This is a genomic window from Heyndrickxia sp. FW510-T9 (genome assembly GCF_058781025.1).
In genome coordinates, this window is sequence record NZ_JBYSWK010000011.1 from 18,201 (window position 1) to 39,384 (window position 21,184).

The window sequence follows — 21,184 nt, forward strand, 5'->3', positions numbered from 1 at the left end:
TGAAAATGATGATTAGAAAATCTAGTATTAAATCTATCAATAATGGAGCTATTTTTTTTCTAATTATTTAATAATAATAGTCCCAATCAATGCTATAAAAAATACAAGTATTCTTCGAGTTAACTTACCAAGCGGCGAATATTTAGATAATCCTGGTAATATTTATGATAAAAGGGAACAAGGTATTGCTAACTCTATCTCCATTGGAGTCTACAAAAAATTGTAAGTATCCTTTTGTATCTGTGGATTTCCGAATATTGAAAATTCACCCTTCGACAAAAGGTACAAATTTGTTGAAGAATAAATATCTTGTAGCAATAGTTCATTTAGACAAAGGGGGAAAGTAAATGAGAAGGTATTTAAGTTTAATAGCAGTCTGTATAATGTTGCTTGTTGGTTGTACCAATTCAAATAATATTTCTAAAAACTATACTCCAACTAAAAATGATATTGTGAATAGAAATAATGGCGATATTGAAAACGAAACTAGATTAAAAGAATTTATCAAACGTACAGAAGCTGGCCAAAAGGATAGTATTCGTGTGGTTGCTTACACAAAAGAAGGGGACCCGATACTAACTGATTTAACATTTAACGGGGAGCAGCTAAAAGTTACAAGAGATAATACTAGGGATAACTACGGGAAGGGAGAAATTAAAACAATTAGATGTGAGAAAATCTTAGTTGAAGGAAGAAAATACTCTATAATTGGTTGCAAAGGTTACAATTCTCCATATTACTTGGCAGAAGGTCATTAAGTGATAATAGATTGAATCACCTTCTCTTGTTTCTTTAGGTATTCATGGGAACGATAGAACCGTCCCCATGTTTCTATTTCTAAGACGATAATTCTGGCAACGTTCGAACCTACTTAACCTTCACAGAAAGTACCCGACTCTTATTCTTCGCAGAATCGACCGCATATATCTTTAAAGTATGCCCTTTCTTTAAGTGTTTCCCTTTTAATGAAAGAGCCACTTGTCCCTTGTTAATTGTCTTTGACTTGTTGATATATTGATTATCATAATACACATAGACAATAGAGCTTTTTTCAGCATTACCGGTAATGGTCTTTGTTTTCGTTGTAACGTTTTGGATCACCGGAATGCTTGGAGGTGTTTTATCCACAACTGTTACTGTTTTTTGACTTTGATTTCCCGCTGAATCAATTGCAAGAACGGTTATCTTCGTACCCGCTTTTTGGCTATGAATATTTATTTTAAAGTTTCCTATGGAAGATGCCTTTGTTTTCCCGATGATATCCTTTCCAACTTTCGCATAAACATCCACATTTGCTGAAGTTTTTCCTTCAATTATTTTGGAGGAATCGCCAATTTCATGGACAGTTGGAATATCTGGATTAATAAGATCGTCTACGGTTATGGATTTTGTTGTCACATTACCAGCAAGATCTTCCACTTTAAACTTATAGGTGCCATTTTTAATGACTGTATAGCTGCAGGAGGAAGAATTCACTATCTTTCCATCTGGCATTGTAATCAATTTTATTCCCGAATCATCATCCTCGGCTAATACCGTTAACGTTACAGTGTTATTGATTGGCTTTGGGTAACTACTAGAAACCTTAGGTGGTGTTTTATCAATATTCATAATCGAAATGGTTTTCGTTTGAATGTTATGGTTTATATCTTCAACTGTAAAAATGTATCCACCATTTTCATTGATCAAAAAGGTTGCCTTTGATCCATTAACGCTTGATCCATCCGGCAATGTAATCCTTCTAATCGCATAGTTATCTGTTGCTGTGATAGTGGCGATTACATCATGATTCGTATAAGCAGTATTGCTTAACTTAATCGAAATGGAAGGTGGTTCTTGATCAGCCGCATCTCTTATTTTTTCTAGATAAACTTTATCATCCTTATCCTTATAGATGGCAATTAGCCCATTTTGATACAAAAGAGTTTGCACCTTCAGATTTTGCATAAAAGTCCGAAGATATTGGTTAGAATTGTATTTATATATTTCAATCCCAGTATTTGTATTCGCCGCATAAGTTAATTGGTTAGCCAAGTCAAATGCATAATCATTGTATTTTTTATATAAATTAACATTAAGTATCGTATCCCCAGAACTGATCGGTGAAAGATCCATTACTAAGCCATTATTATTATACATGTGCAGCCCATCCGGCGTAATTCGCGCAAACGGACTTAGATTGTAGTCCCACGAAATATTGGTTCTATCGGAATCTTCGAATTGATGGCCTTTTATTTCAAATGTCGAAAGAACTACTGGTGTGCCCGTTGTATCATATGAATATAGTTTTTCTGCACTTGAATTATATGTAATATAAGACTTACTATAAATCAAATAATTCTTTTTCTGCGGGATGACCCTCCTATCCTTTAAGGAATAAACCGATAAATGGCCCCACTGTCCTGATCCGGGAGATATATACATATAACCATCTGGATCAAAAGCCAAATCAAATGGATCGGTATCTATATCAATCATTTGTATGGTAGAAAAATCTTTTAGATCAACCTCCGCAACTACACCGGAATAAGGTCCAGAATTATATCTATTATGGCTCTCTTTAACTTGTGTCACATATAACTTATTTTTATAAATCTCTAGTCTTTCAGCTGCATATGGCAAAATCAATTTTTTAGTTACACCCGTCTCATAATTGACGGAATAAATAGTTTTACTACCAAGCTTGGTCATATATACCACTGGCTTATTGGGATCCAAAGCCGTATCGCTTGGTACAAATCCGATTTCAACCGGGTTAGACTCCGCATATACTTTTCCATGCTTAAATGAAGAAAAGATTCCAGAGCTCAAACTCAGTATCAATACTAAAGAAAAAATAAATGCTTTTTTCAATACTCTTCCCCCTTAAAAAAATCTCCAGAACACGGAAATAATCTCTATAATTAATATTTTATACGTTTGAACTAGATTAATATATCATTTTACTGGATTGGATTATATTTATTTTTTAGGTAAATGCACCAAAAAATCAGTTTGCAAATAGATATGTAAATGTGGGAAGTGAATTACAATATTTCATCTGTATGATCGGATTCCATCAGACGCTTATGTTAAAAATTATTAATGGAATACATTAAGCTTTAAAATGGTGCTAAACAAGATAAAAGCCATCAATTTGAATACTTATATCTTGTATAATTCCTATTTAAGCGAATAAGACGTTCGGTGTGATTTTTTACCTATTTCGTGCAGTTTGTACTTTGTTTCGTGCAGTTTATCTAATTTTCTGTACAGATTGAACCGCCGTTTCGTGCGGTTCATTTAATATTTCGTGCAGATGAAACGGATTTACGCAGGTTCATCCACCGGCTGCTTGTTTCCTTGTTTTGAAACCGTAGAACCGTCCCTCCGTTTCATTTCCCTTTTTCTTTATGCCAAATAGAAATCGTAATACGTTGATTCGTTTGATGACGAAATGATAGCAAAGCATGATAATGATAAAGGCGACTGGAACAAGGAAAATTAGCTTAATCGGTACTGGCCAAGATAAGTCACGGATGAAAAAACCAAGCAACAAAATAACCGGTTGATGTAAAATATAAAATGGCATGGAAGCCTCACTTCCGTACTTCAAAAATCGATTCGTATTTGATAAGTATTTGTCTGCTAAATAAAAGATACATAATATCCAACTCCAGCAATTAATGATACGAATTGCATAGAATATATAATCCTGAACAGAGTCTTGTTGCGGCATTCCTTTTAAATACCAAGAGATAAAAACCAAAGAGGTTAAAAGTGCCAAACTAAAGTGTATTTTAATGGTTGATTTAATAACCGTTTTAAAGGATACACTGGAAAAAAAGTAATAACCATACAGAAAGATAATGAAATAAAATACGATATCCCATCCACCTAAGTTAACTGTCTTTATAATTCCAGATGCAAAGAGAATAATGGGAAGTAGAAACAGGTGGAGAATTCCAAATTTATTCCTTCCAGATACCTTTCTAAATAGCGGCAATGCAATAATAGAGAAGACTATTAGTACAAGTAAATACCATAAATGCAAACCGAAGAATGCGAAATTTCCTGTACCTCCAATATCCAAGTACACACCATCAAAAAAATGAGGAAAAAAGCTAAAAAATGAACCGTGAAACTGGTGGTGAGATACACGTTCCATATAGACTTGCGGTGGCGTTAGGACAAACACCCCAAATACAAGCGGTACAAATAACCGAATCATTCGCTCCTTAAGAAACTCAGTATTTTTCCTTTTTTTCAAGGCATAAGAAACACCTATCCCTGATACTGCAAAAAATATCGGCATCATCCATGCGCCAACAAATAAAGAGAAAGCTAAAATCCCACTAGCATTTAACACATTATTTTTCACATGCCATGGAAATGGATTAAAAAACATGGAGCAATGGTAAAGAAATACTCCAAGGGTAGCTAACACACGAATCCAATCTAAATCATATTGCCTTCTTAATGAAACATTGTCCATATCCCTCTATCACCTTTCGAAAATTCGAACTATTAAATATACTTTCACTATCAAATAATACTCTATTAATTTTAAAAAGGGAATATTCCTTCAATGTTCATACATCGCTATGATTTGACTATATGTGTATGCAAAAAAAAATAGAGCCTTAGGCTCAAAGATCAACATTCCTATGTATTTTTCCACATGTTATGCATGTATGTGTGTAATAGCTGTACCTATGTTTTCGACGCAAAAAGCAGATAATGGATTTAAACTTCAAATTGAACAACCCCTCAATAATTGAATAAATCCGGCAGTCCAGCCATCATAGGGTTCCCTTAGACCTGAGACTTTGCGTCCCTACTTTTCAATAGGTTTGCCTTTATCAGAATTTTTTTATTTTGTTATAAAATTGTATCATTTCTAACAAAAAGCATAAAGCATAAGATTTCTTCATTTTACGACATAATTAGAATCAATTGAGACATGTTCAAAAATTCTTTGAGTGCCAGGCACCCAAAGACTTGCACCCAGATTTTAGCATCAACATTACCATCCAGTGGTCAGCAATTTGATAATCATAGGACCTAGGATAACAATAAACAAGGATGGAAAGATGAATATTACCATTGGAAATAACATTTTAACCGGAGCCTTCATTGCCTGTTCTCTAGCAGCTTCCCTCCTTTGTTCACGAATTCTAGTTGTTAAATTTTTGAGTACCTTTGCCATTCCCACTCCTAAATGGTCAGCCTGAATGAGAGAAGCCAAGACACTTTGTAGGGGTTCTGAAGGAACTCTTCTACGCAATTCGTAAAAAGCTTCACGCCTTGTCTTTCCTAGTTTCATATCTTCCAATGTAATGAGAAATTCTTCCGATAACGGGCCTTTTCCCTTGTGGCACACCGTTGTGATTGCCGCATCCAGACTGTTACCGGCTTCAATAAGTAGATTGACGGTGTCAAAAAAGTCGGGCATATCCACATTGATTTGTTTAATGCGCTTGCTCTTTTTTTTACTTAAAAAGAAGAGTGGATACCGGTAGCCAAGAAAGCAAATTGCAAATGCCAGCAACACAAGCATACTTTTCTCATCCACCATTGGAGAAAGGAGAAGTATCGTAAATAGAAATCCTCCTATACTTAGCAATAGTTGAAATAGCCGAAAATCAGCACTAGAAAACTTAGAAGAGAAGCCTGCTTCGCGAATGAGTAACTCCAGTTTTTTACGTTTGGTGGAAGAAGTTTTTTTATTTATTAATTCCGTTCCATTCAGCCAATAAGTTTGTAGTACCGTTGACCGCTTTCGTTGCTTTTTTTTAAACAAAGGTTCTTTCTCAATCCCTTGAGTTTCTTTCAGAGTAAAGTAACTATCAACCTTCTTTTGAAAGGAAATGCTCCTGCCGAAAAGGAAAAATAATATTCCAGCGGATAAACACATGAAAAAAATTACAGAAAAAATAATAAAAATGATGGATAACATGTTTTACACCTCTATTTTGATAATCTTTTGAATCAACACCCAGCCAAACATGACTGACAGAACAGAAAAAATCATCAACATGATCCCTAGTGGATGATGAAACATTGGTGCAAAATAATCGTGATTTATGAAGTAGAGATATCCCCCAATTCCTATCGGTAGAAAGGTAATGACCAAAGAGGATAATTTTCCTTGTGCTGTTAATGTCTTTAGCTCTCCAAGAATACTGACTCTTCCCCGAATCGTATCTTCCAGTGTTTCTAACAGCTCAGACAAGTTACCGCCGCTTTTTCTTTGAGCCATAATGGCTTGTAGCGCAACCTCCAGTTCCTTATTAGGTAAACGTAGTATAAGATCCTCAAATACCTTTTCCATCTGTATTCCTAAACCTACTTCCCGAACGACACGTTCGAATTCCGGCCCTATAGGATCAGGCATTTCCTTTCCTACTAGTTGCATTGCTTGTAAAAAACTAAACCCTGACCGCATTGAATTAGACATCATGCCAAGAGTATCAATAATTTGCTGTGGGAGATTATTTAACCTTTTTTTACGTTTATATGAAAGATAAAAAGTAGGTATCACAAAACCGACAATAGCAAAAGGTAAAATCAAGTACCATGAAAATCGAAAAAGAATGACTATCAACACTAGTGCTAGTAAACTGATGAAACGGTAAGTCAAATACTCTTCCGGTTGCATGGATGTACCTGCCTGAACTAGTAAAGTTTTTGTGTTTTCACTATAACGGAATCCTTTGAAAAGATTGGAAACATTTGATACGATGAATTCCTTTTTCTTTTTTTGGGCTTCTTCTGTTATTTTTTCTGGAGCAGGAATGAACTCTTCCATTCTACGAATCGTCCGTTTTTTCTTTCCAAACTTAGATAAAAAAAGGAAGCATATTAAACATGTGAGGGAAAAGAAAAAAAATACCAATATCCATTTCGTCATGTTACCATCCTCCGTTCACCCATGCAGCGGGAAGGTTAAAACCATTCAATTCAAATTGATCCATGAATTTAGGACGAAAACCAGTTGCATGAAACACACCTTCAATTTTCCCATCCACATTTTTACCTTTTTCGTTAAAAACAAATAAATCCTGTAGAACAATCGTATCACCTTCCATTCCAAGAACTTCGGTGATATGCGTTATTTTCCTTGTTCCGTCTTTTAAGCGCTTTTGTTGAACGATCAAATCAAAAGCATGGGAAATTTGTTCACGAATAGCACGAACCGGTAAGTCAAAGCCTGCCATTAATACCATTGTTTCAATTCTAGCTAACATATCTCGCGGTGAATTAGCATGGCCAGTACTTAAGCTTCCACTATGACCTGTATTCATAGCTTGTAACATATCAAGTGCCTCTGCCCCGCGAACTTCTCCCACTACAATCCGGTCAGGTCGCATCCTTAGTGCATTTCGGAGTAAATCTCTTATAGTGATTTCACCTTTCCCCTCTACATTAGGGGGACGTGATTCCAATGAGACAATATGTTCTTGCGTTAGCTTCAATTCTGCTGCATCTTCAATGGTAATAATTCGTTCATTTGCAGGAATAAACGACGATAATACGTTTAACGAGGAAGTCTTTCCCGAACCGGTGCCGCCGCTTATAAAAATATTTAAGCGTGAACGAACACATATTTCTAAAAACTCCGCCATTTCTGCATTTAACGTCCCAAATTGAATCAAATCAGAGACAGTGAATGGACTTTCTGAAAACTTTCTGATCGTAACTGCAGCTCCTTTAAGAGACAATGGTGGGATAATGGCATTTACTCGTGACCCGTCTGGTAATCGTGCATCTACCATCGGGGAACTCTCATCCACCCTTCTCCCAATAGGAGCAACAATTTTTTCAATGATACGTCCTACATGCTGATTGTCCCTGAAGGTAATATCGCTTTTTACAATTTTCCCATTACGTTCAAAATACACATCGAACGGTCCGTTTACCATTACTTCGGAAACAGATGGATCCTTTAATAGTGGTGTAATCGGTCCGTATCCTAACAATTCATACTCAACAGTTTCAAGTAAATACATTTTCTCTTCAAATGTTAGCCTGCTACTCTCTTGATTGAGATACTCTTCTCCCAGTTCTTTTATTTTTTGTTTTTCTTCCTTTTCATCCATACTAGGACTCTTCTTGATTTCTTCTATTAAATAGATGTGCAGTTTTCCTTGCAAATCCTTCATCTCTTTTGTGCGGAAAGCCTTTATAAATTTTCCTTCTTGTGAAGGAAAATCTATCCTCTCATCTTCAATGATTCGATTAAAGAGTGCCATTTCGTGTAATCCCTACTTTCGAATAATTAAGAAAAGCGCAAGCGACGCAGCTCTAGCGTACGGATTTCGTAGTCTTCGACTGAGATAAAGGAAACCGTGCTCGGTAGTTCACGAGCTATTGAAAATTGAACTACCATTTTCACCTGATGTTGACTTATCGTAGGGAGGAGACGTAGAAATCCGCTAGCCGATAGGCGCTGTAGCTAGACAAGGTTAAACTTGTCAAATTATTTAAGTGATAATAGACTTATATTTTTTTATACTTTAAAAACCAACGCTTTTTTGTCCCCTTGGTCCCATCATTTGATCGAGTGGTGGTTTTAAAAGTTGTTTTGATAAGGAAAAAATAGCCTTTGAAATTGGTGTTCGCGAACGTGAAAGAACAAATGGTATTCCTTGATTCACAGAAGATGAAACTAATGATTCATGATTAGGTATGCATTCGATAATGGGTAACTCCATAATATTTTCAATTTTTTTCCCCTCAATTTTTTTGTTCTTTGCATCGCGAGTTAAAATTAATTTCACTTTTTTACTTAACTGAAAGGTTTCTATCGTTTCGATAAAAAGTCTGCTACTTCTTAATACAGGTAAATCACTAGTAACTAGTAAAAGAAGCTCATCCGATTCTTGCAAGCAGCGTAAATGAATTTCAGACAAGTTTGCCGGTGTATCAATTAAAACGAAATCGAATCTTTTTTTTAATTCATTTATGGCCTCTTTCACATGTTCTTCTTTAATCATTTCAAAAAACTCTGGACGTTGAGGTGCTGCCAAAATGGATACTCCACTTGAATGTTGAACTAAATATTTTTCGATTGAGTCTTGATTGCGTTCAAAGCCCTCTTTTATCCATTCATAGATGGACACCTTCGGTTTACAATCATAGTACATAGCAACATCTCCAAATTGTAGATTGGCGTCCATAATCGCCACTTTTTTCCCTTGTTTTGAAAATGCCGTTGCCAAATTAACTGCTGTAACCGTTCTGCCAATGCCTCCTTTTGGACTACAAACTGAAATGACTCTACTATTTCTTGGAATCTTAAAGTTCGCACTATTTTTTTCATCTTCTCGCTCACGCATATATTTCTCTGCACGATTTATACAGTCTCGCGTTTCTTCTAATTCATCCCCTAAACCAAGCAGGTCTGATGCTCCTGCATTCATTCCCTTTTTGATATTTTCCATATTCGGAGTAACCATTAAAATGATATAAACATAAGGGTACTTAATAGAAAGTGATTGGCAAAGATCATAAACGTTATAAACAGTACTCGTGTTAAGAAAAAGTACAGTATGATTGTTATTTTCCAAATTTAGCAATAGATCGTCCAGTTGATGAAAACTGTTTAACTTGGCATGTTTTTTATTAAGAAGCATCTCTACTTCCCCGCAGGAAGATGAGTTTGAATCTGCAAAATACATCCAGTTCAATATCATTACTGTCCCCCCTTAATGACTTCTCTAGTAAAGCTGATGCTTTGTTCTTCTATTGTTTGGTCTTTTTCATTTCTAAGCATCAAATAAAAGCCACCCTTATCTTCTGATGCTAAACTTAACATCACTCCTTCTTTTGCTGTCACTTCTATCGTTACAGTTTCATATTGAAGAGCAGAATCATCCCCATCAGATGACTTACCTATTCCAAGTACTTTTTTATTCTGTAATAGTAATTTAGCTGATCGATATTCTTTCTTTGTTTTTCCATCTATACGGGATTCATAACTAATGATGTCAATATATGAATTGGGTTCAACAAACCCTGATACTCCTTGTTCAAGTGAAACCCTGAGTGAAATGGCTCGCATCCCTTCACTAACTGGAAGCAGCGGGTTAGGTACCTTACGTTTCACAATTTCCGGTGCATCTTCTGACTTTTCCTTACTCACCACCGGCGTCGATTCTCCCTTCGTGGAAGAGGTAGTCTTAGCCACACTTAAATCATTTGAAAATAAAACAAAATAAGCAACAAGTGAAGCAATTGTCCCAAAAACAAACGACAATAACCAAATGCGTTTTGTAGTCATATTTTCCTCCTTGGAAACATGGTCGGTGAAACATGGGGACGGTTCTCGCGTTTCATTAAACTGAAACACGAGAACCGTCCCCATGTTTCACCCCTGTTTTGTTCATTCTAACTTCATTTGCGTTGTATTTTTAAGTTCGTAATTTCCTAAGATGGAGCCGATAATTGGTGTGATAAATTGAAATGGGTATGTAATGGTTATGGTTGCATTGCCTCCTGCAGAGCTATATGTAACTTGTTTAGAAGCTAGATTAATACTTGCTCCGTTTTTAACTGCAACGCTTACTGGGTCCGCGTTTCCAGTACTTGCAGCCCTCGCTGCTTCCCTTCCTGCTAGATCAATCGTTAAATACGCATGAAAAAGTCTTCCGAAATCAACAATTCCGAACAAAAGCAATAATAATAGCGGGATTACTAAGGCAAACTCAACTAAAGATTGTCCTTTTTGATTTTTCATTACTGAACACCCCAAATAAGTGCAAATATAGTTCCTAGGACAATGGGAACACCATAAGGGAACATGATTTTCGTTTTATTTGTACTGTCTAATAAAATTTTCGATTGTTTAAACTGCAGTAGTATTACCATAAAAAAGAAAGATTTCATTAATTGTAAAAGCCCTTTTTGTTTTATTATGATAATGAGAGAAATAATCCCACCTGTAATAGCAATTGCAACAAATGCCCTCAATGTAAAAGACATTCCCATCACTGCCCCAATTGCCCCCATTAATTTCACATCGCCAGCTCCCATTCCACCTAAAAAAAATGGAATGAGTAAAAGGCCGAATCCAACGAGTAATCCTAAACTACTAAAGAGGAGGCCATGCCAGCCTTGAGTTATAGTATTGTAGGCTAGTCCAAAAAGAATAGTTGGGAATGTGACAATGTTTAAGATTTTTCTTTCTTTTATGTCTGTAATTAGGGAAATAGTTAAAGGGATTAGGAGAATAGTAAATATCCACATTATTTTAATCAACCTTTGCTTTTGTTATAGTTTACGCCCTACTAGGGAGTAGGGCGTTTTAAGTAGGGATTATTTGTTTTGATTAAATTTTATTGTTATTAATTTGTTGGCTTATCTAGGTTAATATTTGTAAAAAATCCTTTAATCTTATCTCCTAATGCCCAGATTGCAGTAGCTACCACCGCTACGATCGCCGCTAAAATCAATCCATATTCCGTTGCCCCTTGTCCTTCTTCTTGCAAAACTAGATTTTTCATTTTGTTTAGCATGTTTTTTCCTCCTTGAATTTTTCGTGTTCTTTATAATACTATTTTTAATCTCTATCGTTCTATTAAAAGAACACCTTGTACATTTATAATAGTTCATTATAAAGAACAAGTAAATACTTTTTTTTGTTATTATTTTATAAATCATTCGATAATAATCGACAATATTCATTATTGAGAACAAATAGAACATATAATATAGTAGATATATATGTCAAAAATTATGGAGGAGTCTGTTATGCAGAATACATCCCTTCAACATGAAAATACACTATTTCGAACATTTCCATATTCTATTAAAATCGCAAATACATTTTTTTCCCGATTCAAAGGACTCATGTTCCGCATGAGACCTTTGGATCAAGAGGCACTTTGGATACACCCTTGTAATTCTATTCATATGTGTTTTATGCATTTTCCGATTGACGTTATTTTCTTAGACAAACACAATAAAGTGGTAAAACTTTGCCGGCAGCTTAAGCCATGGAGATTTATTCCACCTATAAAAGGAGCTATTTCAGTATTAGAATTGCCAAGTGGGACAATCGAGGCTTTCCAGATAAAAGAGGGACAAGTAATTTTTTCACCTGAAATAGAAGAAGTTTCTACAAGATTCAAAAAGCCTAAGAGGAAATCTTAGGCTTTTGCTAATAGTTTTATTTTGTCAGCACTGCGTTCGTTGCTTGGGAAGTTGCCACCCTTGAATCATACGTATATGTATGTTCCCCGGATATTACGAGCGATTTAGCAATCAAAGCTCCATAAAAGTTACCGCTTCCAGATATAACAATGCTTCCTTTAGGAGAATATAGAAAACCATTAATTGAATTTCCCCCTGAAATGGTTATTCCGTTTTGTCCGAATAACCCAATAAAATCATTTCCTGAAGAGTATTCAAGCGACCCAGATATCGTGATGGTCCCGGTTGCAACGATTGTCCCAACTCCCTTTGTTTTTCCCGAAATAGTTACATCTCCGTTGACAAAAGTAATCCCATTTAAATTTGTTGTACCACTAAGCGTGAGATTTGTTGAATAAGTTTTCGTTGCATTCTTACGATAATAATCTATATCAAAATTAGGCATCGCTATATTATTAGCTGGGTTAATAAGTTTGTTAATTTGGTTATTTCCAGACTTTGTAAATGACCCAGCAACCTCCAAGTTCCCATTAAACTGATTATTACCGGAGATAGTCGCTCCTCCATTGATATGAACATTGCCATTAGCTGTGTGTGAACCGGAAAATGCTAAATTACTATTCGTATCCGCCGAAAAAAGCACATATCCAAAAACGCTACTACCCGATTTCACCTCAGCCGTTGCTAATACGCTTACATCTTTGGATTTGATTCCTAGCAAAGACATGAAGTTGAGGGGAATAGTCTTTGTTGCTGTAACGGTGACAGAGGATTGGTTCGTGGTGACCTTCATCTCATTCTTGTCTAGACCATTGGCAGCACCGTACTGTTTTGCCGTATCTGATACATTACTTGGATCTTTTAAAATAGTTTGTGCTCCAGCTAATGCCGCTGCATCTACCGCCTTTTGCGCTTTGGATTTTTGTAAATACAAGGAACCGCCATCGATCACTAGTCCGCATATTCCCATTAGAGCAACCATCATTAAGGCGACTATTACCATCGCATGTCCATTTTCGTTTTTTAATAAGCGCTTCATTTTTTACCTCCTTTGATAAAGTTACGTATTGCAAAATAATATAAGGTGGTTCTCATATAAAGTTCTCTATGTTCATTATATAGAACATAGTGAGCAAAAAAAATATTTACTTTTTACTATTACTTTTATAACAAATGGAGAAAGAGAAATTCCTCAAAATTTGTCGGTAGTAAAAAATTTTTTCACAATACATGGCGGAAAATTAAAAACTGGATACTAGCACTCATAACTTTAGCTGAGATGGGGAACGCCCCCAGATTCCATAATTATTTTCCATTTGTAGATATATATATGTGCACGCAAGATCCAAATGCAAAGTAAAAGCTACATAAGTGTGGAAATTTATGGCTTCTCTTTGCGAATTTTTTACATAAAATCAAATTTTTCATCCAAATAAAAACAAGTGGATGAATTTCATAAAGAATGTTGCATGATCGGAGTAGCCTCTTTGATCATTCCATTATTAATCCATATAACAAAATAATTTCATCTACTCCATTAAGGATCGATAAATAATATCTGACAAAAACCACTTCTCATGGGGGACTGACTCCCATGAGAAGTGGTTTTAAATATCGCTTTTTGTCCTTCTTCGTCTAGTCTTCACAAAAATAAGCAATGCACCAATAAAAAACAAAACTAACCCGGTTGCCATAATATTAAACATTTGGGTTCCGGTTTCCGGTAGTTTAGGACCATTAGGCGGTATTAAGCCCCCTAGAGTTCCTTCAACATAAAATTTAAATTGGAATTCACAGCTTAAGCTTTGGAAGTCATTCCCCAATCCAATAGGGAAGTAAATCTTATAAGTAAGCTCTTCATTCTTATTACTCCTTATAATCCGAGAACCTACTCTTTCATAATCTTTTAATTTGCCACGGTAAATTTCTTTAGATGTATCAGTTATTATTAAATCTAATTCATTATAGAGTCTCTTTGAACCAGTTATAAAATGGGATGAAAAAAGATATTTAAAGTCCTTTGTTCCATTATTTTGGATTTTTAGTATTTTGGTGAATTCATCTCCGGGCTTTGCATTGCTAATATCAAAGAAAACTTTATGTGGGCTTGTTGAAATATCAATTTCCTTTATACTTTCTTGAGCATTTATATTATTAATGGGGGAAGCAAACAGGACTAAAGTTACCAAAATAACCGATAAAAAGATTTTCTTAATCATAATATACCTCAATTTCCGCTATGATTTAGAAAAAAAGGTGGGTAATACGCCCCACCTTTTCCCGGCATTATTTCTGATGATTTTCAACTGGAGGGTCAACCATCAAGTTATTACCATCAACTCCGAAATTTGTTAAACCTTGAACTTCATTTCCTACGATTTTACCATTCGGTCCCCATGGTTCCGGATGATCCTTTGCCCCAATAACTTGGCGGGCTTCTAAGGCAAAGTCAAACTTTGCAGTCAATCCCTGTAAATTGTTTTGCGGTTGACCATTGTCCGGGAATTGAATACGAATAATAAATCTTCCAAATTTACCCGTGTTAATTCCATCAGGAGTTAGGTTAATTTCTCCATTTTTCAAGAACTTAGGATCAACTTTTCCCGCATAATTTTTATACAACACATCATTTAAAGTAAGATAAGTATTAGGATTATTATCTACCAATATATTAATTGGTTTCCAATCAGAATTCTCATGGCCTTGCCAGAAATAGTTTACCCTTAATGTATTTAGGAGTTCGTCTTTAGCTGCCGAATTATGACTATTTGCATCTAGTACGCTTGCATTAACCAAATTCAAATAAGTACTTTCGATTGCAAGGCTTCCAGTATTTTTTAATTCAAACTCCCTTTTTATTGAATCACCAGGTCGAAGATTTGCAAGATCAAAGTTAACTGGCCAAGCTGAAGGACTTTTTACCTCAAATTGTAATGTACCAGTTGCAAGTGCATTGTGAACGGTTGCCTTGTCACTAAAGTAAGCGTAAGTTCCTCCCCCGACTAATGATAAGCCTAATGCCCCTGCTGCCATCCCTAAACCCAATTTCTTTTTAATACCCATTTTTTCTCCTCCTGTTTTTCCCCACTTTTTGAGGTATGTAGTCTATTTATTGAACCCTTAAGTTAATAAGGAATTGCAATCTGCATTAGATCGTTTCTTGTGTATCTTTTCTTTTACTTGTGGAATCAATTTCGTTTAATGCTTTGAAAATCGTAATTCCCGAATAAGCTAATAATAATAATCCAGGTAAAATCATCAGTAAGGCTGCTCCATTTTTAGACTTAGCAAATTCTAAGAAATATCCCGCATATGGTATTGTGAAACCTGTATATTTTGCTACTACATTTTGAGCAATCACCAGGTCTTGGTCTGCACTATCATTGTTATCACCTTTGGTTTGATACATTACCTGGTTTTCATTTTTTGTAACATTGATAATTCTATGTGTAGCCAGTTGATTTTCATCTATCACAAAAGTGATTACATCGCCTTTATGCAAGTTATTCTTATCTACTAATGGTTTAACGGCGATAATTGAACCTGTCTTAAAGGTTGGTTCCATCGATCCAGATAGAACAGTTTTTAATTGATAGCCAAGAAAGTTAGGTTCTCCTCCAGAAGCTTTAGAGGATATGACGACAAAAAGCATAAAAACGAAGGTAATTGATAGAATTATAGTTATTATGCTACTAATAATCTTCCTTACTTTTTTCATATTTACACCACCAGGGTTTAGTTATTTTCACTGTTATTTTCTAACTGAGTATTTTCGGCTGTTTCATTATCTGACTGATTAGTATCATTGGGATTATCAGTCGGCTGTTTGCCCACATTGTCTTTGTTATCACCATTGTTGCCTTTGTCATTTCCGTTATTATTGTTAGTGTTGTTTTCATTGTTAACATTATTGCTACTATTGCTATTGTTGCTTTTGCTATTATCCAAACATTGTGTTTTTGTAGGATCATCACAACCGTCTTTATTTTGAACTGGATTATCTGAATTTGTTCCTTTTTCGTCAGTACTAGGATCACTAGCTTTATTGCCATTATATAAACTGGAAGCATCCGTACAATATTTATACCAGTAGTCAGATTTGCCATTTTTGTCATCACAAAAATTCTTGGCAACTTGCATCGTAGCATTTATTTTCTCAACATCATTTAAGTAAGCGCCTGTATCGGATATTAGAAAGGAACCAGTTAGTATTAAGAGATACCAGATCGAAATAATTTGAACTGTTAAAACTAAACTTTTACTTTTTTTCTCAAGTCTTTTTAAACGTGTTTGTCGAATCGTTAATCACTCCTTATTTCGCTCTAATTTAAATTAAAGTTCTATTTTTAGAACGAATATAGTGATGTTTTATGTATTGTAAATAACTTCACAGTTTTGTTCTTAATAAAGAACTGTTAATCGAAGTATAGAACAAAAAGGAGAACTTGAAAAACTTCAAAAATAGGTATTTGTTCTTATTTAAGAACAATTTATAGGTATTTACTCTCGTTTCCTGCATTTATCTCAATATTTCGTTCTTTATAACAATTTCCAAAAGGTTGTTTTAAGTGAAGAAACAGAACGAAGCTTTGAGTGATATTGAAGATGGAGATATCACTCTTGAAAATTTGCAATAACTTATTGAGCATCTGTAAATAAAATTTTAGGACTATTATCACAATTCTGTTTATTATTATGGTAAAATGTTCGTGTTGTCCTAATAACTAAATAAAAATAAGGGGGATTTTTATTTGAAAAGGAAAGCGCTAATTTCTGTACTGCTAACTGGTGGAGTTTTATTATCTGCTTGTTCATTAGAAACTGACACAGGTAGTAAAGTAGAGGAAGACAAAGGAAAGGTCACCAAAACAGAAAAGGCAACAAAGAAAAAAGAAAAAGTTAAGAAAGTATTTAACCTAGGTGATAAGGTTAAATTAGGAAATGCAATTATCACTGTAACAAAGGTTAAAACTTCAAAAGGTGCGGATTTTGACACACCGAAAAAGGGGTATGTTTTTGAAATTGTACATTTAAAAATAGAAAATGCCGGAAAAGAAAATATTGATTACAATCCATTTTACTTTCAATTAAAGAATAGCAACGGTCAAATATCGGATATGACAATTACAACTGTCGATCAAGATACAGCATTAGAAGCTGGGAAGCTATCTCCAGGTGGAAAGGTTGAAGGAACTGTAACTTTTGAAGCTCCTGCAAATGATAAGAAATTACAGTTAATCTATCAACCTAATATGTTCATTGAAAATCAAACAGTAACTATTAATCTACAATAAAATAGAGGGGGAAATAAAAAATGAAAAGAACTACAGAATTTGTATTAGGATTATTAGGTGGAATTTTTGGATTTGTTGGTGCATTTATAGCTTTATTTATCGGTGGTGTAGATGCAGCATTCAACTCGTCAGGACAAAGTGAAATAATTGGATTAGGTTGGGGAGCTGTTTTCCTATCTATTTTAGGAATTGTAGGATCAGTTGTAGTTAAATCAAAAGCAAAACTTGGAGGAATTTTCTTATTGGTTTCTGCTATTGGGGGCTTAATTTGTATCTCAATGTTTTACATCTTACCAGCAGTCTTATTATTAATTGCTGGATTTATGGGACTCTTTAGAAAAAATAAATCTAATTCAGTAAGTGCATAAATAATAAAGGGAGATTCGTTTCTCCCTTTAAAAATAAAGATATAATGAAAATTAATTTATATATTCTTCGAATAAGATGTACAACTAAAAGTGTCCCAAGAATCGATAAAATAATAATTAAGCTATGAATATTTTCTTTTTCATGATGTTCCTTCTAACTATGCTTTTAACTTAGTTATTTTACTTTTATTTTTGGTAGAGAGGAGTAAAAAATAAAAAAGGGGATTAATGGAAAGAGAAATATGTTAATCTGAATATTCCGAATTAAATAAAAATAGAAAAATATCAAGAAACAAAAGCAACGATGAAAACTGATATGGAAGTAACAATCACAAAGGCTGAAGAAAGCGTTGATTTAGAAGTTATCCCTCAAACAAAAGAAGTATTAGAAAATGCGTAAGAAATTCTCCGTGATCCAAAGTTTAAACGATTTTCAACCTTCCTCTTCGATTTTCACCATTGAAACAAGCTTCTCAGACAATTCTTGTATTAACTCTTGGACAGAGATGTCTGGCTGCTCATTCCCCTTTTGATATCCAAATGCTAATATTTGTTTTAGTTGATCCTTATTTGTTTTCCCACTCATATCTATCCTCCATATACTCATAGGCATCCATTTGTAGTGTATTTTCAAATTTGTAGAAACGTTGATAATAAGTTTCTAACCTACAATATTTATATAAAAAGATTCAATTGGTAAAATACTAACGTCTTAGGTATCGCTAGAATACCATTATCATTTTGAAAATGCCTCGGCCATACTTACTAAAACTGTTTAAAATACTAGGTTTATAGTCCTGTATTATATTCCACATCTAGTTCCAAAATCCTTCCATTATTGCTAATAAAATAGAAATAATCGGAGAATCACGCATTGCATCCGTAGATCGGCGATAATTAGGATCATGCTCAAATAGTCTAGAAGCAAGACACCAGAACCATTAGACAAATTTGGATATAACCATATTTGAGCATACCTACAAAAAAATGCCCGAATAGAGTTAGGACTACTATTCGGACAATATACAATAAAATTATTAAATTTCTTTTAACTTTCTATTTTTCTATGAAACAAGAATTTTCTTCTGTGACCGTACTGCAAGAATTAGATTTTTTTTCGACATTAAAAAGAGTGTTTAAATTCTATCCCTTCCAAGAGTACAAAAAGAAGACTTCGTTACACACTGAAGTCTTCTTTTTGTGGAGGAAACGCAAGAACCGTCCCCTTGTTTCACCCCTGTTTCATTCTTTTCGTGGGGAAACACAAGAACCGTCCCCCTGTTTCTTTTTCAGACATTTGATGATAAAGTAATTTTCGGAGGGGATAATATGAAAATAAGAAAAATATTGTTAAGTTTAGTTTTATTAGTATCTATCGTTGTTTTTCCGTTAAATAGCAGTGCGGCAAGCTATCTGACAGTCCATTTCATTAATGTTGGTCAAGGTGACTCGACATTTATTCATACACCATCGGGACAAAATATCTTAATTGATGGTGGAAAAGTTGGTGCTGGTTCCACTGTAGTTAACTATCTGAAAAGCCAGCATGTAAAAACACTTGATGCAGTAATAGCCACACATCCAGATGCTGATCATATAGGAGGATTAGCACAAGTAATCAAATCTTTTCATGTAGTATCCGTATACGCACCTAAAGTATCAAACAATACGGAAACCTATAGAAATCTACTTTTAACTATAAAAAACAAAAAGTTAAAGATTAATAGTGTTACTAAAGGGGTTTCCCTTCATTTGAAAGGAATTTCAGCTTATTTCGTAGCCCCCGTAAAAACTTATAGCACTAATGATACAAATGACTGGAGTGCTGTTTTAAGAGTAACCTATGGAAAAAAATCATTTTTATTCACTGGTGACGCAGAAACGAAATCAGAAACAGATATGATTAATTCGAAAGAAACTTTAAAAGCGGATGTATTAAAAGTTGGCCACCATGGAGCCAAAACATCCACAAGCGCAAACTTCCTAAAAGCAGTTCATCCAACTTATGCGGTTATTTCTGTTGGGAAAAATAGCTATGGCCATCCAACTGCAGAGACATTGAATCGCTTAAAAAATGCGAATGTAAAAGTATTTCGAACCGATAAACAAGGTAGTATAGTAGCTAAAACAGATGGGAAAAGTATTACGTTTAATGTAAAACCTGCCACGAATGGCAGCAACGATACGAAACCAACATCAACTAAAACAAGTTCAACATATAAATTATCCGCAACACTTGATTCAAAAAACCCAAAACAATACAGTACCGTTCATTTAATGGTCAAAGGCATTCCAAGTGGAAAGTACAAAGCTGTTTTTCACTATAAGACGACAGATACCACGTATACCGGTACCATAAATCAGCCATTATCTGTGCGTATATCTAGAGCTTCTACTAGTTATAGGGTCAAAGTTGACATTTCAACAACATATAAAGGAAAAACATACACAACTCAAACATCATTCATTCCAAGATAAGGATGTGTAATTATGAAAGGAATCATTGATCGCTTTGAAGAGAACATTGTTGTAGTAGAAATAAATGGCGTAACGAAGGATTATCCTAAATCCATATTTCCGAATGAGGCAATGGTGGGAGATGTTGTATCTATCCAGGGAAGTTCCGTTCATATTTTAAAAAAAGAAACAGAAAAGCAAAAGAAAGAAATAAATGATTTAATGGATGAGTTATTTGAATAACGGCTCTTTTCTTAAACTTTGTCGCTTTTATATAAGAAATTCTAGGTAACAACGTTATTTGGGTTAAAAATGAATAAACTTGGTAAGAAAAGATGCCCCGAAACTAAGCCTACTTAGGATTTATAACAAATGACGAAAAGCAACAATTATTGCGAAAACAGCTTCGAATAAAAACTCCAATAAATATTATAGCCCTTCAATAAGAAGGGCTTTTTATATCATATCTTTGACTTCACTTAGTTCCCAAGCTACTTAACATAAGTTATCGTCCGTGTTTCCGTTGTCACCTTTCCTAAACGATTGACAGCTTTAATTTCAAATGTGTTTTCTCCTACCTTAAGATTGAACGTTTTAGTCCAAGATCCATCATATCCACTCACATATACTTCTTGACCATTCACATAAACGGTTGGTTGCCTATCATTTTTGTCCTTGACATTTCCGCTTATAGTGATGGAGCTTGAAGAAGTTGAAGCAGGTATTGTATTTATTGTAAGTACAGGGGCACCTGGATTGAACGTTATCGTCTTCGTAATGGTTGTTTCTTTTCCAAGGCTATTCACAGCATTTACTTTGATAGTATTTGTTCCCTCTTGTAGTTTAATAGTCTTGGACCATTTACCACTATCATATACATTCACATACACTTCTTCATCATTTACATAAACCGTTGGGTGGCTATCATTT

21 protein-coding genes, 2 pseudogenes and 1 riboswitch are annotated in these 21,184 nt (G+C 34.7%); of the genes and pseudogenes, 6 read left to right on the top strand and 17 right to left on the bottom strand.

Annotated features, from left to right (window positions below):
- The first annotated feature begins 347 nt into the window (after positions 1-347).
- Positions 348-758, top strand: a complete 411-nt coding sequence (locus AC3WJF_RS07940) for a DUF4362 domain-containing protein (RefSeq protein WP_492450971.1) — start codon at positions 348-350, stop codon at positions 756-758.
- Positions 759-867: 109 nt separating this feature from the next.
- On the opposite strand, the gene AC3WJF_RS07945 is transcribed toward AC3WJF_RS07940, so the two are convergent.
- The 10 genes from AC3WJF_RS07945 to AC3WJF_RS07990 form a co-directional block, all read right to left on the bottom strand.
- Positions 868-2,853, bottom strand: coding sequence for a YncE family protein (locus AC3WJF_RS07945; RefSeq protein ID WP_492450973.1), 1,986 nt, complete (start codon positions 2,851-2,853; stop codon positions 868-870).
- Between the two features lie 466 nt (positions 2,854-3,319).
- A complete protein-coding gene (locus tag AC3WJF_RS07950; protein WP_492450975.1) occupies positions 3,320-4,474 on the bottom strand; it encodes an acyltransferase family protein in 1,155 nt (384 codons plus the stop codon).
- A gap of 291 nt (positions 4,475-4,765) precedes the next feature.
- Positions 4,766-4,847, bottom strand: a riboswitch (cyclic di-GMP riboswitch).
- Positions 4,848-5,005: 158 nt separating this feature from the next.
- Positions 5,006-5,782: a type II secretion system F family protein gene (locus AC3WJF_RS07955; protein WP_492450977.1), complete on the bottom strand. Its 777-nt coding sequence runs from the start codon at positions 5,780-5,782 to the stop codon at positions 5,006-5,008.
- Positions 5,783-5,941: 159 nt separating this feature from the next.
- On the bottom strand, positions 5,942-6,892 hold the full coding sequence (locus AC3WJF_RS07960) for a type II secretion system F family protein (protein WP_492450979.1): 951 nt from the start codon (positions 6,890-6,892) through the stop codon (positions 5,942-5,944).
- A gap of 1 nt (position 6,893) precedes the next feature.
- The gene (locus AC3WJF_RS07965; protein WP_492450981.1) at positions 6,894-8,234 is read right to left on the bottom strand and encodes a TadA family conjugal transfer-associated ATPase; all 1,341 of its coding nucleotides are present in this window, start codon (positions 8,232-8,234) and stop codon (positions 6,894-6,896) included.
- Between the two features lie 264 nt (positions 8,235-8,498).
- Positions 8,499-9,677 carry a CpaE/TadZ family protein gene (locus AC3WJF_RS07970; RefSeq protein ID WP_492450983.1) on the bottom strand — a complete coding sequence of 393 codons (1,179 nt, stop codon included), beginning with the start codon at positions 9,675-9,677 and terminating at the stop codon, positions 8,499-8,501.
- Positions 9,677-10,264 (bottom strand): Flp pilus assembly protein CpaB, encoded by a 588-nt coding sequence (cpaB, locus tag AC3WJF_RS07975; RefSeq protein ID WP_492450985.1) that lies wholly within the window; start codon positions 10,262-10,264, stop codon positions 9,677-9,679. The genes AC3WJF_RS07970 and cpaB overlap by 1 nt, the downstream gene beginning before the upstream one ends.
- Positions 10,265-10,366: 102 nt before the next feature.
- A complete protein-coding gene (locus AC3WJF_RS07980; RefSeq protein ID WP_492450987.1) occupies positions 10,367-10,720 on the bottom strand; it encodes a TadE/TadG family type IV pilus assembly protein in 354 nt (117 codons plus the stop codon).
- Positions 10,720-11,229 carry an A24 family peptidase gene (locus tag AC3WJF_RS07985; RefSeq protein WP_492450989.1) on the bottom strand — a complete coding sequence of 170 codons (510 nt, stop codon included), beginning with the start codon at positions 11,227-11,229 and terminating at the stop codon, positions 10,720-10,722. The genes AC3WJF_RS07980 and AC3WJF_RS07985 overlap by 1 nt, the downstream gene beginning before the upstream one ends.
- A 98-nt stretch (positions 11,230-11,327) precedes the next feature.
- A complete protein-coding gene (locus AC3WJF_RS07990) occupies positions 11,328-11,498 on the bottom strand; it encodes a Flp family type IVb pilin (protein WP_492450991.1) in 171 nt (56 codons plus the stop codon).
- 235 nt (positions 11,499-11,733) lie between these two features.
- Between AC3WJF_RS07990 and AC3WJF_RS07995 the strand changes: the two genes are divergently transcribed.
- Positions 11,734-12,135 (top strand): DUF192 domain-containing protein, encoded by a 402-nt coding sequence (locus tag AC3WJF_RS07995; protein WP_492450993.1) that lies wholly within the window; start codon positions 11,734-11,736, stop codon positions 12,133-12,135.
- Between the two features lie 16 nt (positions 12,136-12,151).
- Here the strand turns inward: AC3WJF_RS07995 and AC3WJF_RS08000 are convergent, their stop codons facing one another.
- From AC3WJF_RS08000 to AC3WJF_RS08020, 5 genes are all read right to left on the bottom strand, one after another.
- On the bottom strand, positions 12,152-13,174 hold the full coding sequence (locus AC3WJF_RS08000) for a TadE/TadG family type IV pilus assembly protein (protein WP_492450995.1): 1,023 nt from the start codon (positions 13,172-13,174) through the stop codon (positions 12,152-12,154).
- Positions 13,175-13,742: 568 nt separating this feature from the next.
- A complete protein-coding gene (locus AC3WJF_RS08005) occupies positions 13,743-14,354 on the bottom strand; it encodes an LPXTG cell wall anchor domain-containing protein (RefSeq protein ID WP_492450997.1) in 612 nt (203 codons plus the stop codon).
- 67 nt (positions 14,355-14,421) lie between these two features.
- Positions 14,422-15,198, bottom strand: coding sequence for a TasA family protein (locus AC3WJF_RS08010; RefSeq protein WP_492450999.1), 777 nt, complete (start codon positions 15,196-15,198; stop codon positions 14,422-14,424).
- A gap of 85 nt (positions 15,199-15,283) precedes the next feature.
- Positions 15,284-15,853: a signal peptidase I SipW gene (sipW, locus tag AC3WJF_RS08015; RefSeq protein WP_492451001.1), complete on the bottom strand. Its 570-nt coding sequence runs from the start codon at positions 15,851-15,853 to the stop codon at positions 15,284-15,286.
- Between the two features lie 17 nt (positions 15,854-15,870).
- Positions 15,871-16,275 carry a hypothetical protein gene (locus AC3WJF_RS08020; RefSeq protein WP_492451003.1) on the bottom strand — a complete coding sequence of 135 codons (405 nt, stop codon included), beginning with the start codon at positions 16,273-16,275 and terminating at the stop codon, positions 15,871-15,873.
- Between the two features lie 611 nt (positions 16,276-16,886).
- Between AC3WJF_RS08020 and AC3WJF_RS08025 the strand changes: the two genes are divergently transcribed.
- Both AC3WJF_RS08025 and AC3WJF_RS08030 read left to right on the top strand, forming a co-directional pair.
- Complete coding sequence (locus AC3WJF_RS08025) at positions 16,887-17,429, top strand: DUF4352 domain-containing protein (RefSeq protein WP_492451005.1); 543 nt, start codon at positions 16,887-16,889, stop codon at positions 17,427-17,429.
- A gap of 20 nt (positions 17,430-17,449) precedes the next feature.
- Entirely contained in the window at positions 17,450-17,797 is a 348-nt protein-coding gene (locus AC3WJF_RS08030; protein WP_492451007.1) for a DUF4064 domain-containing protein, read from the top strand.
- A 433-nt stretch (positions 17,798-18,230) separates the two neighbouring features.
- Here the strand turns inward: AC3WJF_RS08030 and AC3WJF_RS08035 are convergent, their stop codons facing one another.
- A complete protein-coding gene (locus tag AC3WJF_RS08035; RefSeq protein ID WP_492451009.1) occupies positions 18,231-18,383 on the bottom strand; it encodes a YwzD family small protein in 153 nt (50 codons plus the stop codon).
- Between the two features lie 743 nt (positions 18,384-19,126).
- Here AC3WJF_RS08035 and AC3WJF_RS08040 point away from each other — a divergent pair.
- Together AC3WJF_RS08040 and AC3WJF_RS08045 are read left to right on the top strand one after the other, a co-directional pair.
- Positions 19,127-19,957 (top strand): annotated as a pseudogene (locus tag AC3WJF_RS08040) (ComEC/Rec2 family competence protein); the annotation flags it as partial.
- Positions 19,958-20,287: 330 nt separating this feature from the next.
- Positions 20,288-20,497: a DUF3006 domain-containing protein gene (locus AC3WJF_RS08045; protein WP_492451010.1), complete on the top strand. Its 210-nt coding sequence runs from the start codon at positions 20,288-20,290 to the stop codon at positions 20,495-20,497.
- A 248-nt stretch (positions 20,498-20,745) separates the two neighbouring features.
- Here the strand turns inward: AC3WJF_RS08045 and AC3WJF_RS08050 are convergent.
- Positions 20,746-21,184: pseudogene (locus tag AC3WJF_RS08050) on the bottom strand (S-layer homology domain-containing protein); the annotation flags it as partial.